The 16,681-nt window shown below is 57.9% G+C and carries 9 protein-coding genes and 1 pseudogene; 3 read left to right on the top strand and 7 right to left on the bottom strand.

Translation table 11 applies throughout. The annotated features are described in order from the left end of the window. The first annotated feature begins 1 nt into the window (after nt 1). The 3 genes from AC1DIM_RS07845 to AC1DIM_RS07835 all read left to right on the top strand — a co-directional run bounded on the left by AC1DIM_RS07845 (nt 2) and on the right by AC1DIM_RS07835 (nt 4,131). Nucleotides 2–367, top strand: coding sequence for a nucleotide pyrophosphohydrolase (locus AC1DIM_RS07845; protein WP_477709941.1), 366 nt, complete (start codon nt 2–4; stop codon nt 365–367). 26 nt (nt 368–393) lie between these two features. Further along, nucleotides 394–1,410: a hypothetical protein gene (locus tag AC1DIM_RS07840; RefSeq protein WP_477709940.1), complete on the top strand. Its 1,017-nt coding sequence runs from the start codon at nt 394–396 to the stop codon at nt 1,408–1,410. Between the two features lie 117 nt (nt 1,411–1,527). Next, nucleotides 1,528–4,131 carry a DEAD/DEAH box helicase gene (locus AC1DIM_RS07835; protein WP_477709939.1) on the top strand — a complete coding sequence of 868 codons (2,604 nt, stop codon included), beginning with the start codon at nt 1,528–1,530 and terminating at the stop codon, nt 4,129–4,131. A 358-nt stretch (nt 4,132–4,489) separates the two neighbouring features. Here AC1DIM_RS07835 and AC1DIM_RS07830 read toward each other — a convergent pair whose 3' ends face one another. The 7 genes and pseudogenes from AC1DIM_RS07830 to AC1DIM_RS07800 all read right to left on the bottom strand — a co-directional run. After that, the gene (locus AC1DIM_RS07830; protein ID WP_477709938.1) at nt 4,490–8,914 is read right to left on the bottom strand and encodes a hypothetical protein; all 4,425 of its coding nucleotides are present in this window, start codon (nt 8,912–8,914) and stop codon (nt 4,490–4,492) included. Further along, nucleotides 8,911–9,969 (bottom strand): lipase family protein, encoded by a 1,059-nt coding sequence (locus AC1DIM_RS07825; protein WP_477709937.1) that lies wholly within the window; start codon nt 9,967–9,969, stop codon nt 8,911–8,913. Before AC1DIM_RS07825 ends, AC1DIM_RS07830 begins: the two co-directional genes overlap by 4 nt. Nucleotides 9,970–10,404: 435 nt before the next feature. Further along, nucleotides 10,405–11,058, bottom strand: a complete 654-nt coding sequence (locus AC1DIM_RS07820; protein ID WP_477709936.1) for a hypothetical protein — start codon at nt 11,056–11,058, stop codon at nt 10,405–10,407. 959 nt (nt 11,059–12,017) lie between these two features. Further along, nucleotides 12,018–12,983 carry an AAA family ATPase gene (locus tag AC1DIM_RS07815; RefSeq protein ID WP_477709935.1) on the bottom strand — a complete coding sequence of 322 codons (966 nt, stop codon included), beginning with the start codon at nt 12,981–12,983 and terminating at the stop codon, nt 12,018–12,020. A 664-nt stretch (nt 12,984–13,647) separates the two neighbouring features. Further along, on the bottom strand, nt 13,648–15,327 hold the full coding sequence (locus tag AC1DIM_RS07810; protein WP_477709934.1) for a recombinase family protein: 1,680 nt from the start codon (nt 15,325–15,327) through the stop codon (nt 13,648–13,650). A 12-nt stretch (nt 15,328–15,339) separates the two neighbouring features. Beyond that, nucleotides 15,340–16,248 (bottom strand): annotated as a pseudogene (locus AC1DIM_RS07805) (CpaF family protein); the annotation flags it as partial. A 229-nt stretch (nt 16,249–16,477) separates the two neighbouring features. Then, the coding region (locus tag AC1DIM_RS07800) for a transposase (RefSeq protein WP_477709933.1) at nt 16,478–16,681 on the bottom strand (204 nt) is incomplete at its 5' end.

Below are 16,681 nucleotides of genomic sequence, written 5' to 3'. Positions count from 1 at the left end.
CATGACGCTAGGAGAACTTCAAGACTTAGTACGCCGCTTTGCCGAGAAAAGAGACTGGGGACAGTTTCACAGGCCACGAAACCTGATTCTCGCACTTTGCGGCGAAGCGGGAGAGCTCGCCGAACTGCTCCAATGGACCGCGGATGCAGACGTTGACACTTGGCTGGCGGACCCAACCAACATGGAACGCCTGAGACATGAGATGGCAGACGTCCTGTCTTATCTCCTGCGCCTAAGCGACGTGTGTGGAGTGGATCTTGAAGAGGCGTTGCTAGAAAAGACGGAACTGAATGAGACTCGCTACCCCGTGGAGTTAGCGAAAGGTTCAGCTCAGAAATACACTCAGCTCAGAGGGTCCGACTCGTAGGACCCGATACTGGGGGTCCAAAGAGCATGTCCAATGTCGTACTTCAGCCGTGTGCCAACAAAGCAGCCCAGGCGCATTACACAGATACTATTGCCACACCCGTCCAGCTCGACGGCATCCTTCCCCTGCTTTCCCGTGCGGATGAGGCTGCGCTGCATGCCTTCTCCGAGGCAGGCGGCATACGACTTTGGGGTGCAAAGCCGGGTGAGGACGGGCGCAACGAGGGCCGATGGAAGCGGGTGTCCCCTGGCGACTACCTCTTGTTCGTTCACGGCGGCGGAAAAGTCTCAGTAGCCGAGGTCAGCCACACCCTCCGCAACGAGACCTTGGCCAAATCCCTTTGGGGCGAAACCAAAACCGCGAACGGCAAAGTGCAGACGTGGGAGTTCATGTTCGCACTGCTTAAACCACGCGACTTGGACCTTCCCACGGCAACCCTGAACTCGCTCATCGGCAGAAAGCCGAACGCGGCCGTCCAGGAATTCGTGGTCTTGGCACTCGAACCCAGCGCTGCCGTCGTCGATTACCTGGAGCTGCCGGACAGTCCGGCTAACCCCACCGTCCCGTCGCCGGCCACTCCCGGTGGCCGAAAGCTTATGACCCGCGGCACACCGGATCGTGAGTTCGACGAGCTGGACGAGCAGGCGACCGTTCTAAGACGCAAAGAGCAGGCCTACCTCCGCAAGTACATTCTGCCCGGCAACAGCGGGACGTGTGCACTGTGTGAGCGAGTACTTCCCATTGAGTTCCTCGTGGCCGCACATATCAAGCGCCGTTCCCAGTGTTCCGATCGGGAGAAGCAGGATTTCGCCAACATTGCGATGCCGAACTGCAAGCTCGGTTGCGACGAACTTTTCGGGCGCGGGCTGGTTTGTGTTAATTCCGAAGGACACATAAACGTGAGCTCACAAGCTCCCGACGTTGGCGCGGTAGCGGTCTACCTAGAAACGCATCTCGCTGGCCGGAGGCTTGACTTTTGGGTCGCTCGCCCAGCGTCCCGAAATTATTTCGAACATCACCGGATAAAGGACTTCATCGTATAAGTGGATGTACCAGTATTGGTGCGCCATGCTTTATTTCCTGACGGTTGCAAGACCCGAAGAAAATAAATGACTCATTCTTGGATATAGTGCTGGAACCGACGGTCTAAATTAGCTGTCGTGTCAACGAAGATGTTGCAGGGGGAACAATTGACTGACAAACCTGGTGCGAAGGTTAGCTTTCTAAAGAAATCAACCGTGCTTTCGCCGTCCGTAAGTCCGGAAGCGCTGTTTGGCGACCTTCCCAAATTGCCTACTGGGGTGCCCGCTTTGTGGTCACATCAGGCTGATCAACTGAGAACCTATTTTGAGAAGCACACCGCGTCAGCAAACGTTGCTCTGGAGCTGCCCACGGGGTCCGGTAAGACACTCGTGGGTCTGCTCATCGCTGAATGGAGAAGACGCACTCTCGGCCAAAGAGTTGTATACGCCTGCCCGACCATCCAGTTGGCCAAGCAGGTTGCAAAAGCGGCTGCGAATCAGGGCATTCCCGCCGTCTGCTTGGTCGGTAGAAGCGTAGAGTGGGACACCCGGGAGTTCCAGAAGTACGTTTCCGGACAGGCCGTCGCAATCACGGTTTATAGCCATATTTTCAACACCAATCCGCGGTTCGATGACGCTCAAACTTTGTTGTTTGACGATGCTCACGCCGCGGAAAACTATGTTGCGGATGCTTGGTCTATAGAGGTGAAGAGTGACGAGGCGCTTTTCCGTGTGTTGCTTGGCGTCCTTGCGGATTCACTGGATGGCCAGCTTGTAACTAGACTTAATACGGCAGAAGAGGGTGGCCGCTCTCCCGATGCAACGGTGAGGCTCCTACCCGCTTCCGTCATCGCTGCGCACGCCTCTGGCATCGAAACCGCACTTGCGTCGGGATTAACGGACAACCGGAAGTTTCCGCTGTCTTGGCTCAAAGAGAATCTGACGTCCTGCTCTTTCTTCATATCGGGGCGAGGCCTCTACATTCGGCCCATGATCCCGCCCACCAGTGGTCACGCACCATTCACGACTCCAAATCAACGTGTGTATCTCTCCGCAACTCTTGGCGATTCGGGTGAACTTGAACGTGCCTTCGGTGTGGCGCGAATCAAGCGAGTTGCTGTTCCAGAAGAGTGGAGCCGCACCGGAAGCGGCAGGCGTTTCTTCGTCTTTCCTGACCTCGCAGACTTCGGGGACAGCCCTGACTACGACAGCCTTCAGCTGACGCTGGACATTCTGAGGCAAGCTGACAAGAAACTGATTCTTACACCAAGCCAAGCAGAGGCCGAGAAGATCGCTGAGGAACTCCACATCCCTGAAGCCGAAAGGTTCGAGGTGAAACAGGGATCTGACTTCACAGATTTCCGAGAGTCGAGCAAAGGTACGTTGCTGGCAGCAAACCGATATGACGGGATGGATTTGGCGGGTGACGCATGCCGTCTCATGTTCATGCTGAACCTCCCTTCGTACAGCCACGACCAGGACAAGTTCCTAGACGAACGCCTAGGGGCTAAGCAGGTTCTTGCCGAGCGGATTCGGACGCGCGTGGTCCAAGGCTTTGGTCGATGCACGCGGGGTCCGCGCGACTACTCTGTTGTCGTGGTGGCGGGGGACGATCTCGTCAACTACTTGTCGCGTCGAGAAAATCTCGACGCAATGCCCGTCGAGTTGCAGGCCGAGATTGCGTTTGGCAAAGCGGCCAGCGACAACAGCCCGGACACTCTGAAGAAACTAGTGGAGAGCGCCCTCGCACAAGACGAGCTATGGCAGGGGGAAGCCGAGCCAGCGATCACGAGCCGTCGATCTGAAATGACTCGATCCAACACGCCCGCAAGCTCCCAACTGGGCTCAACTGCGACAAATGAGGTCCTCGCTTGGCAAGCTGCCTGGAGCCAGAACTGGGAAGCGGCGGGAACATACGCCCAGAGCGTGTTCGAATCCCTCACAGACCCTTCGCTGAAACCCTATCGCGCGCTATGGGCCTATCACGCTGCAAACTGGCTCGGATTGGTCAACGCGGACCCGACCAACGCACTAAAAGCCGCAGCGCTAATGAGGGAGGCTCGGTTGGCCGCCGCGGGTACAACGTGGCTGCGAGAAACTCTCCCGACTGCGAGTGCCCCCGTGACTGAAGAGATGGACCAAGGTGGCGTCGACGGGGCAGTTTCGTTGTTGCGCGGGCGTTTCTCGCGACTCGGTAAATATGACACGACAGTTGCCTCGATGGTCGCCGGGCTGCAAGACATCGACGCGAATGGCTACGAAGCCGCACTTGTGCAACTGGGTGAGTTCCTCGGCGCCAAATCGTTCAAACCAGTATTCGAGGGCCAGACGGATGCCGCATGGGTTTGGCCAAACTTGTGGATCACTGTCGAGGCGAAGAGCGAGCAGGAATCCAAGGGCGCCATCAGTATGGACTACATTCGCCAAACTGACTCGCAGTTGGATTCCCTGGCAGGCGACCAGAGGGCACGGAAAATACCTGAAACGAGCATCAGCGTTATCGTTTCCCCTCGGCTAGTTGTCAAGCCCGAGGCTGTTCCCATTGCGAGGGACCATGTTTATCTGGGCTCCCCATCGAATGTCTTGGCGCTTGCCATCGACACTGACCGAGCATGGAAGCAACTTCGAAACCTCGAGACGACCCGACCCGACTTGGCCGGGGCCGTTGAAAAGATCATGTGGACTCATCAGGTTCTACCTTCGCAGGTGAGGGAACGGTTGTCCCTCCGCAAGGTGCGCTAGTCAACGCGTAGATCCGTAGTTCAAAGCCGCCTGTGGGTAGGGGCCCCGCCCCTACCCACAGGCGGCCACCCCGGTTGTGGCGTGCACTGGAAACTTAGCTGTTCAAGGACGCTACAGCGCCCTATAGCATGCGGGTGCTTACCGCCGGCAACTTGGGTCCGCTGGTGAAAGCTGTGCGCTCATGTTCTGGTGGACCGCCCTAAGCAGTCTAGGGTGGCGACGAACAGCGTGTCGCCAGCATGCAGAACACACCAAAGCGACGAAGCCCGCTCTCCCTTTCACGGATGGCGGGGATTCGACGTTGGGCAGCCCCAGCCGCCCGCGGCTGGGGCTGGCACAGCCAGCGATCACACCGCTGTCAGGGGCCTTGAAGCCTTCCGGCTTTCCCCTTCCAGCTCGCCACATCGTCATCCAGTTCCGGCCATGCAGAGGATGCAGACAACTGAGCAGCGTCCCGAACGACGGTTGCCAAACGCTCGCGCACGTGAGCCTTCAGGTCCCGGTGGTCTAAGACCTCGTTGGCAAAGTCCAAAAGATCCCGGTGAACAACGAGATTGAGGGATCCGGCTACCTCTGCAGCGAAGCGACTCTCCATGGCCGTTAGGGCTCCCAACAACGCAGCATGCGAGGCTCGTCCGCCGCTCCGGGCAACGACGCGGATGCTCGGCAACCAGGCGTTGACTATGTCCTTAGACATCGCTGAAGAAGGATTTGCCCGCGCAAGTTCTGTCCCAAATGCAATGATGAATGCCGCCTTGTCCGCTGTTTCGGGGCCAGGCACCAGCCTGTGCTTGTCCGTGACGAAGCTCGACGCATTGATCGCGCACTTCGTATCTGGCGCATCGGCAAAGACTTTGCGCAACAGCGTCGGCCAGTCTCCAACGCTGCACGTAGCGGCAAAAACCTTGACATCGAGCCTCTTTGCTTCCCGAATGGCGAGAGCTTCGGTACCCGTAGGCGTTTTTGCGCCCTCGAGGTAAGGGTCCAGCAGGCTACGAACTTCGTCAGGGGTGTAACGTCCGATGTTGAATCCGTATGTGAGGACTTCTATGGCAGCAAGGTTCTCCGCTCCTAAACCTTGCCGTAGCTGAAGACGCTCATCATTACGCGGCGGAAGCGCGAGCGCTCCGTTGGTCACTGCCGCACTGAAAAGTCGAGCCGCGAGACTTCTCTCTGTGCTTGAAGCAGACGCCAAAGAGTCCATTATGTTGTTCTTCAGGAGGGCCCGGTTCTCGGCGGAAAGCTCAATCGGATGCAGGGAATTAAGGCGTACGAGATGAAGCATCGCTTGGTTGTCTTTCAAAATCAGTACGAGGCTCATCACCAAAGAGTCCTCTTCCTCAGCGCCTTCCCGAGATCGAGCCCTCTGAGAGATGTAGCGCTTCCCCGCGTCCGTGATCCGCTCTTCGCCCGCAACGGCTGCCTTTAGAGCCTGATGCGCTGTCTCACCTCCCCCCGCCGCTGCCTTTATAGCGACCGTGAGTAGCATGTCAGGGTCGAGCCATATGGATGAGGGACTCCGATGAAGGCGCGCTTCAAGCTCTGAGACTACCGCTCCTCCGACATCTGCGGCGATGGTGGGCGAACACTCCGGACGCTCCAGTGTTCGCCGCAACGTATCGGACCAGCGCGCTGCGAAGCCCACTACCTTCCTCTTAGGAACAGGAAGACCGGCTGCCAGTGTGGACACGATTCTTCTTCGGGTGGCCCCCCGAGCGAATTCCACCAAGGGGACGAGTAGACCGTGGTGAAACTCCGCATGGACCAAAGGCGATTCCACTAGCAAGAGCGACGCCAGTATCTGCCCCACGGCGGTTTCTGGCGTACTCTCGTCAATGGCCAAGAGCATACCGATCACCAAATCAAGGTCCCTAGCGGGGTCTTCGGCTTCTTCTGCCCTCGCCAGGGCTTGTGCAAAGAGTCGGCAACCTTCTGGCCACCCAACCTTGCTAATCAACATCCGCGCCCCATTGCGGTGTATCAGAGCCAAGGAAGGACCCACCCCTGACGCAATCTTGAGGCCCGACCTAACTCGAACGCACCATTCGACGATAGTTTTTGTCAATTCCCCTTCAAGTGCCGACAGTCCACTAAATACATCCGCCGCTATCGCAGGTTGGCGGGTAAGTATTGCGTGCCGAACAATCCGCTCCAAAGCGGCCAAAGCGGCTTCAGCGTCCAAAGGAACCAAGTCGATAATCATGCTTGTAAGGCGAGGGTCGACATGGTACTTGACTTCCGAGGTTGCTTGAAAGACATCTTCCGGAACAATCGCCAGATTCGCTAGGAGACCGAGCGCGACGCCCGGAGCCGCCTCCGCGAGCCTGCCAAAAGCATCAATAGCGGGAGTCCTCCCCCTATCCCATCGATTGGCGCACGCCAGAATGGCTTTGGACTCCACGGACCCTACCGTCCGGCCAGGAGTGGGCAGAAGTCTCAAAGCCTGTCGAGCAAGGTCCACAGCACCGTGCGCGATGATCTTCTCAAACAACTCGAAAAGGTTCGGAGAACCTGTCGGCACTTGCGCGACCACCCGCATCGCCGTTTGTTGCAAGGAGACAGGCAACTTTGTGCCCTCTGCCCCGGCGCCGGCCTCGGCATCTCGTCGCAACGTTGACGTCATCTCTGACAAAAGAATCTCTGCTTCTCGCAGGGCCGGAAGTCTTGATTCGGTATATTGCCAAGCGCAAAGCCACGTCTGCTCCAAGACTGCTAGCAAAAAGTAATCTCCCGTATGAGTGCGGGCACGATTCAAAAGGACCTGTAACCCTGCATGGCTGCCCGCGGCAAGCAACCCCTGAGCAGCAGCAAATTCGAAAAACGTTTGATGGAAGAATCTGAACGTTCCGGCCCGGGTCTCCCCCACGCCACGCCCGATTAGGGCTTCCAAGTCTGTTGAAAACTGGTCAGGGTTCATAGTTCGTGGCAGCGCCACGGAGCGCGGGTTGACCTCCGGAGATCCCTGGCGAATCATCTCCAAACCGACCAAGCGCGCGGTATCCCCAAGGTCGCGGCCTTTAGCCGAAGACGGGGAAATTAAATCGCGCCGATCCTGCTGAACTCGATCCTGCCAATATTTCTGATAGAGACCTGTAACGCTGAGATCTTCCGGCACGGAGTTCGGCGCATAGAGCTGGAAGAGCATTTGCAAGAACAGCGGACGGAGGCAAAGTATCGCCATAGACTGTCGCCGTGCCACTGTGTTCACCAGTTGATGAATCAACACGTCAATCTTGGCGCCGTAGTTCACGCGGAACAATTTCGCGTGGGAAGCCACAGCCCTTTCAAATTCGGAAGTACCGCCCCTTGAAGGAACATCCTGCGAATAGTCCCCAAGATCCGTGCTCAAGCCTGAAGCAAGCCGGCGACTCCAGCCTGGAGGAAGCATTTTCGCTTCCTCGGGCCTCGAGGTAACAACCACGGAATGGCCTGCGGTCGCCAAGGAGTCGACGAGAAAGAGAAGGGATGCGTGACCTTGTTCATCAGCTACTAACGTGTCGGCTGTGTCAATAAGCACTATTACACGTTTACCCTCGACCGCAAGTTTATGGGCAGAGTCAACGACGACTTCGGGAGAGAAAGGGGCTTCATTGCGGCCCAGTAGCATCCAAGGAGCTCGTATAAATAACACCGCCACTCCAGGATCGGCGGCCAGGGTGCTACCCAAACCCCAAAGGAGACTCGTTTTACCGACACCAGGCTTGCCGGTAATAAGTAGGGGAGCTACATCAGGTTCTTGCATCGCCGCAAGCAAGGGCGCTTCCAAGTCTCGGCGGACGTAGAGTCCCCCAGCGAAAGCAGACTCTCCATCATCCAGCTCGACCCCGGGAACACGTCCAGCGTCAATTAGGGCCATGCGACTCCGAAGGAAAAACCGTTGCACGGCCCCGTCGGTTAAGACCCCGACATCGCTCGCACTGGAGCCGACCCTGGATTCTGTGTCCGAAATCCTGCTCATCATTTGTCGTGTCTTCTGGGACTCTACCCATTTTGTTATTGTTCCGAGTCCCGGTGCGCTGTAGTCCATACAGACCACTGTTTGCTGACCAAGCTTTCTGTCCATCAAGGCCTGCATCCGTTGGTGCGTTTCCTCAAACACGTCAGTCAAGTTAACAGGCCAGACATCAACTTGTTGTGAGAGTACCTCGATGAGCATCTTCGAAAAGTATCCCGTGCCTCCGGCACGATCATTTCGAGCACGTTCACCACGGTCCGCAGCAAATATTGCAAACTGGTTCATAGACGGCTGTTGCTGGCCTTGGCTGCTAATTCTTCGGGGCAGAGTACTGAACTGTTGGGAAACTTCCTCAAAATTTGCGCATGCATCAATGATTACCTGCTGAACACGGTTGCCTATGTACTGATCAGTCCTCAGAGCGGATAGCAAGGCTGTGAGTTGAATATTCGCCTTATGTGTTTCGTTGGCATCGCTGGTGAACAGAACACGGTTTTGATCATTATCCATAAGCCCGTGTCCTCCCCAGTAGAGCACCAGAAGCTCATTCGACTGTAGCGGAAGTTCCTTCAACAGGAAGGCATGTATTATGTCCTCTGTCGGCATCTTAAAGTCAATGCCTGCGGCTAATTCCTTGCAAGTGCTAATATTCTCCGGTAGTGGCGCAATAAAAAGCTCGATGTTGTCCTTTGGAACTCCCCGCGAAACCAACCAGCTAGCAAACCTGCAGGCGTCCACGGCGGGCCCATTGAGGTCGCTGAGAAGTGGGTGATCATACCGTTCCACTCCCACGACCACAGCTCGAGTATGTTTGGGAATCGCAGTCATGGAAGAATTTCGTCAAGTACTGAATAAAACTTGAGATTTCCAAAGTAGGCGCTGTGATTTCTTGGGAAAGGCGCCTTGTTATCAATATAGTGGTCGGTGGCAAATTCCGGAAAGACGGCCTGCGAGCTGTATGCCAAGAGGTCACGGGGATCAACAATGTTATCCCAACGTGGAAACGAATTAGGGGGCCGCTGACCGAATTTAAGCCCTGGCAGAGCATCAATTTCGTAGAGCATTCCCACCTGGGTTCCCACTGTGACTAGCCTCACAACCTGCCGTATATCCTCCTCGACCAGCAGGTCCACGGCAGCTATTCCGCCTAAGCTGTGGCCCAGGACTACGACGTCCTCATCCGAGTCAGCTATGCATGCTCGCAGGCGAGTGCGCAACCCCTCTCCCCGGACAAGGTATTTAAGGACGTCTCCCATGGCGGGAACGGCCTTTGGAACCAGGGCAGCCCTATGTTTCTCCAAAGGAGAGAGTATCCCCAGATGCAGTAACAGCCGGCCAGCAGAGCTGAGGGCGGTGGTCCCAATGCCCCGCGAATCTCCCCCTAAGGCGTCAATTAGAGCAGCAACAACTTCATCTCTGTGAGAGCCGTCGATAGAAGCTTTTGCCCCCAGTTGCTCATCCAGCTCATTCATGCTTATTGCCACCAATGCTCGGGACAGTGGCGCAATGTGGTCGACAACGTCAATGGAGGGGTTGCCGATGAGCTGCTGGAACACAGGTGTCACCACAAGTGCCTCCAGTGAGGGAGCTGCCACATGCTCAAGTCCAGCAAGTTCTAATGCCGCCGCCACCCTGGCATCTCCCGACACAGCGGTCCTAAACGCTGCTGCCACGTCGTTAGCTGAAACCGACGAATTGAACAACTGCCTTCCCGATGACTTAGCCAAGTCGTCAAGCTCCGCTAGGGGATCGATTTCCAATATTGTCCATACTGCGGCCCTAATGTCCTCAGGGTCTCGTAAATCTCCGGCCTTTGTCACGCCGGCACCGAGGGTATCCCTCTGCTGGCCCCAGAGTTTCGGTATGGAGTTGCCCGCGGCCAAGAGACTGGTTCCTTCCGTTTCTCCCCAGAGGCATGGGTCGACCTTGTATCCCGGGCGAATGCGATGCATACCCTTGCGGAATGTGGAAAACACGGAGTCAAAGGCCTCCCGTCTAACGCCCGTCCCATGAACGAACAGAATCCTGGTCAATGCGTTGGTCCCCCCTGCGGCTGTCCCTCGAAATCGCGGTTGGGCTGGCCCCCAAGCGGTAMTGCGAGAGATGTTGTCAGCCGAGCCTCAGTTTGCCGCTGGGCCCGGCACCTTCAATTACCAAGGCTCATAGTACAGAGGGGGGGAGGGACCTCTGCTGGGCGCGCCACAGCCCGGTGGTGGTTAGCGCCTTTTTTCGCGAACGGGTTCAAAAGTTTCCTCATAGCCGTACCACGGGAAAAGCCGGCGAGGTGGTGACCCCGCCGACCATCCGTAAACCCCTGGTTATGCAGTAAGTCGTCGGCGATCGACCTCGTCCAGGGCAAGCTCCACTGCTACCTTGACCACACCCCGGGGAACATACTCCGGATATTCCACACCCTTCACCTCGAAGCGGTCTGGGCTGCCAGACCTGTGGAATTGCAAAGGCGAGTCCGGCTGCCCATGGGGCAGCATATAGCTCGGCCCGTGTGCCGTTGTGACCGCCAAGGAACTGATTACTTCGCTCCGGGCACTCATCGCGTGTTCAATCTCTTCTTCAATGTTGCCGAAGAGATCGGCCAGTTCTGAGACAACGGGAGCAAGGCGGTCCTCCAGTTGCTTTTCGGTCACTAGCCCGACGGCGCCGGATTCGATCCTGTCGACGAGGGCATCCGTCCGGGCCAGACGAAGCGCTCGCTCTGCGCTGCTTACGGCCTGCCTGTAATAAGGGACGATGGCAGCGCGGCGCTCGGCCTCAGGGGCGGCGCGCACCATGTCCTCGACGGTGATTGTCGTGTCACCTGCACTAACCCGCTTGTGAATGTCGACAGCAGCGCGTGAGGCTTCTGCCGCTTCATTCTCAACTCCCGACAGCTGGTCTATCGCGTCAGCAAGACGCGCTTCGGCTTCTGCCACAGCCGACTTCGAATTGGGTTCCATTGGTTCCTTCTTGCTCATTACTGTTCCTTGAATTTGGAGGGTGGATTGCGTCTAAAACAGCACTTTGGGTGCTGGTGGGTGTTCAACCGTGTGGCTTGTTGGCGTTGATGCTGAAGGGCCTTGTGTGACCTGCTACGGCCGTGCGAAGCCCAGGCGCGCCTGCGGTCAGCAATCCGCTTGTTTGGTGCGGCCAAGACATAGGAAATATCCGCACTATCCGTGCAGTATGGCTGCTCGGTGGCCTCCTGGCTGGCGTTGCTATCAGATCGGCTCTGGAGGCCTCTCAGAGGCCAAGGCGGGAGACATAGGCGCCTTCCGCCGTGGCGAACTTGAGCGCCACTCCCCCGGCTCGTTGACCGGGAAGCCAATGACTACATAGAGGCAGCCAGCACATGGCGGGTTCACCTCCGTGAACCCGGTCTGGTGGCCCCAGGAAGCCTGGGCGGCACATACCGAGCAAAGCCCCAGCGCCATGTAGTGGCGCTTGTTCCTGTCCCACGTCTCGGCTTGCCGCAGCGTCTCAGGACGCCAAGGCGTCTTCCTACGGTCACCTGATGCTCGGAGCCTATGGTCTCCTCGGCGGGAGTCCGTGCGTTCCAGAACGTAAGCGTCCTGTGCCATTACGGGGACATGAGTAAGTGCCCCGTCTGGGGTCGGCCTTGAGCCGACCATTGTATGGTTCATGTTCTGACTTTCGATGTTGGTGGTGTTTGAGCGAGCCCCCCTTCAGGGCTCGCCTTCCTCGACGGTTGGAATTGGTCTGGTAGGAGTACCTCCTTGATCGCAAGACTGGGCGGGCACGCCCAGACTTGGGGGTGTGGTTATCGGTATGCCGTTTTCGGCGTGACCGCCTACACGGTGGGTTGGCCGGAGCCCTCAGGCGTAGGCCATGGTTCTTCCGCTAAGGCTTCAGAACCTTTTCCAGCCAAGGCAATGACTCCGGTACCGATAGTGGGGTTGAGTGGATGCGTCAGCATTCACGTAATAGGGGGTGAGACCGTGAGAGCGTGAGAGCGTGACGCAAGCATTTCGCCCATCCATCCACTGGGCGAAAGATGGTTTTGCCACGATCTGGCATTTCCCCCGAATTGTGCAGCAAGTTTCCTGGCAGCCTCAGCCTTACTCACGGCGGCACAGTGCTCCTGATACCACTGAAGTTGTAGAGCTCGTTGGTCCAGGGTCTTGCCTGAACGAGTCCTGGCCTTTTCGGCCCGCTGTTCCGCCGTGACGATGTCTGCAACGGACAGGTCAGCAACGTGCGCCCCCACATCCAATAGGAGAACTTCGCCCTTGGCCCCGTTCCCACTCGTGGTCAGTTTGCGTCGGTCCCCACCTCGCTCCTCAACGTGAAGGATCCAGCGCGCCTTTGCAGCTATGACCGTGGACCCCAAGGCCTTCGTGGGCGCAAATCCGTTCTGTCCTGTAGCAGTACTCGAGTGGGCCACCACCACTATTGCTGCTTCCCCTGCGGCATCCCGCATCGCAGCAAACACTGACGACACGTCTGACTGCGAGTTGAAATCCCCCGCCATGTCGGACAAGTGGTCGAAGATCACCAAGTCACCAGCCTGCGGAAGCAACTCCGCCCGGAGTCGGGCACAAAATTCAGCATCTAGGCGTGAAGCAGGTACCAGAACGAGCCGGTTCCCAGCCAACTCCGGCGTTACTCCGGCCTCCACCAACCGGTCTCGGTATTCATTGACGGCACCGGCATCCGTCCCGATAAGGATTACACGCGCTACCGGGCCAATCTCGCGACCTAAAAAGCTTCCTTGCGAAAAAATAGAGGAAATTAGGCTGACCACGATGCCGCTTTTACCTGATTTAGGCTTTCCCGTAATTAGTGTGAGCATTGCCGAAATTAGACCATGCACTAGCCACCGAGGCTTCTCTAGCAGGAGGGCTTCCGCCAGGCTGTAGCTAACAAAATGCTCCAAACTCATCTCAACATTTATTCCTTACCCCGGCATGGAAGATTCCCTAATAAACCTGTTTTTGATTTCAGCGTGATCCCGAAGTTCCGATCGGCACCCGCTTACATCTGGAATTATGCCCATAAGTTCTATGGCAGAGTCAAGCGCGAAATATGTCAAATTCATGGATCCATGACTAGATCTTGAGGTCAATTATATTTACGATTAACCATAATCCTGAAGAATATACGTTAGACAATAGGAACGCGCCGGGTTTGGTGGTTTTTATTCCTATTCATCGGCACAAGACATCCAAACTGAAACAGCTCCGCAGGTACAACACAACCTTCAGCAGGTCCGCAGAAAGACGCTGTGGGAAGTGGGTTCGGAAGGGAGCACAGCCCAGAGCTAAAGTCACCGGACGACCTTCACAACTATCGAGAAGCCACCCAGACGAAAGAGCGCACTGCATGCGGCAAGACCCTGTGGTCGCCGGGGACGCCTAAGGTGGGTCTATTTTGGTAAACGTGCGCCGATTCGGCACTGTCCAGCCCAACACGCCGCCGTCGCGTGTTTGTCGTGGTTCTAATGCGTGCAACATCGACCAGGATCTGGGAAGCAGGTTCTTTCGCGCGGCCGCGTCGTGAGCTGCCGCTGATCACGTTGCCAGCAGTGAGTGCCGCCTGTATGACGACTACGCCGTAGGTACCACGACGGGGGCCACATGGTCGAAGTCAGCATTCAAGCCGAGTCTTGCGAAATCTTCTCGCACTTTATAACCGAGCCCATAGTCACCTCCACTCCGGTTCCTCCGGAACCGGCTAAGCCATTCAGCGGCATCCCCGCCTAGGGAGGTGCGCTCCAGCTGCTCTATATCCGTCCTGCTTAGAACGCGGCGGGACTCCCCGGGTGCCTTTACGTGCACGCTCACGGTGTTGGGGTCAAATACTCGTGCCGACCCAACTGTATGGCTGTGCAGGACGACATGGAGCTTGGAACGAATGAAGTCACGTCGTTCGTCGATACTTAGCCTGAGCCATGACCGGAACCGCTCCTGTCCTTCGTGCTGCTCCCAGTCTGGCGGCAGCACACCCGAGGAAGCACCCGGGCGGTCAAGACCCAACTGTGTCAGACGTTCCTCGAGGTCTTCGCGCTGTCGGCGGATGGCCGCATTAAACTCCCGCATCTGCCCCATGGTCAGATCTCCCGAGGCTAACAAGGCCCCGCCCTCCTGCTCACGGACATGGAGTGCCTCAAGTTCAGCTTCAATGGTCTCAGACTCGGCCAGCACCTCCGGGGTATCGGGTTCTGCTCGGTGCCATTGCGTCAAGAGCCGGAACAGCCACAACTCCACCGTGGCATCGACAAACTCCTCGCGCTTTCCAACGTGGCCGGGGCCCTTGGCTGGACAACGGTAGACCGTGTGCTTTGCCTTCACTCCCGTTGCAGGATCACGGCGCCCAAATACCGTTGCCGACCTCACGGCCTCTCCACACTGGCACTGGGCAATCCCAGAGAGCAGATGGACAGCCTTGTTAGTCTGCGAACGTCGACGCTCCGGAGCATCGAGCACGGCCACTACCGCCCGCCAAATGCTTTCCGAGACGATAGGCGGAATCTTGTCACGGCTTACGATCTCCTCGTTGAACACGTATAGCCCCGCGTTTCGGGGACGACGGAGAGCCTGGCAAAGTTGTGGGTAGCCCCACGGCTTCCCGGCCGTTGTTACCAGGGCCTCGCCGTTCCAGCCATCCTCATTCCAGCTCCTTACGATCGATCCGAGAGAACGACCCGCCAAAACATCCGCGTGAGCTGCGGCCAGCGCCTCTGCCTCCCGTTCGTTCAGCACCAGACGCCCTTCTACGACATGCCACCCAAACGGGCGACGGCCACCAGTCCACTTTCCCTCGGCCGCAAGCTGCGCCGCCTTCGAACGGGCCCGGTCCCTCTTCGTTGAGGACTCGAATCTCGCAACCTGGCCCATAATTCCCGCCCGCAGGAGGCCATCCGCTGTGGAGAGGTCTATTTCACCTCCGCCCGTCACCGGATATGTGAGGATCGGCGCCGACCGGCGCGGCCCCTGACAGATTTCCGCGTACTCTTCGAGTTCGATCGGCCGTCGGTGCAGCCGGTCCATCCGCCAACAAATCACCGCGTCGGCGTCCCGGGCCTGAAGGCGCTTTAGCATCGCCGAGTAAGCAGGCCGAACTCTTCCGCTGTACGCCGATACGGAGTTATCACTGAAGACCTCAATCACCTGCATACCGTGTTTGACAGCGTACTCGCGGCAGGCATCTTCCTGCCGCTGCACCCCGAGCCCCTCGGAGCCTCTGTCTTGGGAGATGCGGGTGTAGATGAAGGCTCGCCTAGTCATACTGCGAGCTTAGTGCACTGTGCATGAGATTGGTTCGGGAAGACCACTATTAAGCGCGATTAGCATGTCCAGGCTTTCAGCCTCACGCACTTCGCCCACCACCAGACGGTCCGGTCGCATCCGGAGCGCCTCCTTAACAAGCCTGCGCAGTGGAATCTCGCCCTCGCCCTCGAGGTTAGGCTGCCGGCATTGCAGTCCCACCACGTCCCGGAGCGGAAACTGCAGTTCGAAGATCTCCTCGACGGTGATGACCCGCTCGCGGCTGCCGATGCTCGCGGCCAGGCAGTTAAGCATCGTAGTCTTGCCGGCCTGCGTGGCGCCCGAGACGAGGATGTTCAGTCCACTGGATACAGCGGCACCGAGGAACCGGGCGGACTGCGGCGTCAAAGTGCCCAACTCGACCAAGTGCTCCAGCCTGCTGGCCTTCACCACAAACTTGCGGATGTTCACTGCCCAGTGGCGGCGGGTAACATCCGGGATGACAACGTGAAGTCTGGAGCCATCAGGGAGGGCGGCGTCGACAAACGGTGAGGACATATCCAGGCGACGGCCGGAACTCTTCAGCATGCGCTCCACAAGGTCGCGCACCTGCTGGTCCGTAAGGCTCAGCGACGTCAGCTCTGACTCGCCGTTCCGCGCCACATAGATTTCGTTGGGCGCATTGATCCAGACCTCCTCGATGGAGGGGTCGTCCAGCAGCGGCTGGAGTACGCCGAATCCGGCTACGGCATCGAAAACAAACCTGCGTGCGGTTTCCAGTGGACCAATCGGCGGCAGTGGTCCCATGAGGGCCCGCTCGTCATAGTCACTAACGGCCGCCTCCACCAGGCGGCGGACCTCGCCGGCCTGACGCAGCGGATCCAGACCCCGACGGCGGATCAGCTCGCGGACTTCGTCTTCCACGATGCGCACGGCATCCATAAGTTCCCCAATACAACTGCCGCCCCCGGTGGAGGCAGTTCACTTGGGATACAGCCTAGGGAGCTTCCAGCACGCCGCCAAGTCAAATGTGGAGCATTGTGGAAAACAAATGGGGCCAGAGCCGCCCTAGTAGTACTTTGTTAGGTTGGTGGGGCGTGTTGGCAGTAGGGGCAGCGGCCGAGCTGGCGGATGAGGATCCGTTGGAGTTCCTTGAGGACCCCGTACAGGCTCAGGCTGCCCCCGCCGCTTTTGGGGTGGCGAGGCGTTTCCTRGTGATGAACAGGTGCGCCGCGGAGACGAGGGTGGCGTGGTGGTGGAAGCCCGGAAAGGACCGTCCTTCAAAGTGGGAGAGTCCGAGCCCGGTTTTCAGTTCGCGGTAGTCGTGTTCGATGCGCCAGCGGATTTTTGCCAGTCTGACCAGCAGTCTGACCAG

The organism is Pseudarthrobacter sp. 01T43 (genome assembly GCF_056398665.1).
This window is presented reverse-complemented; position numbering and strand designations above follow the sequence as displayed.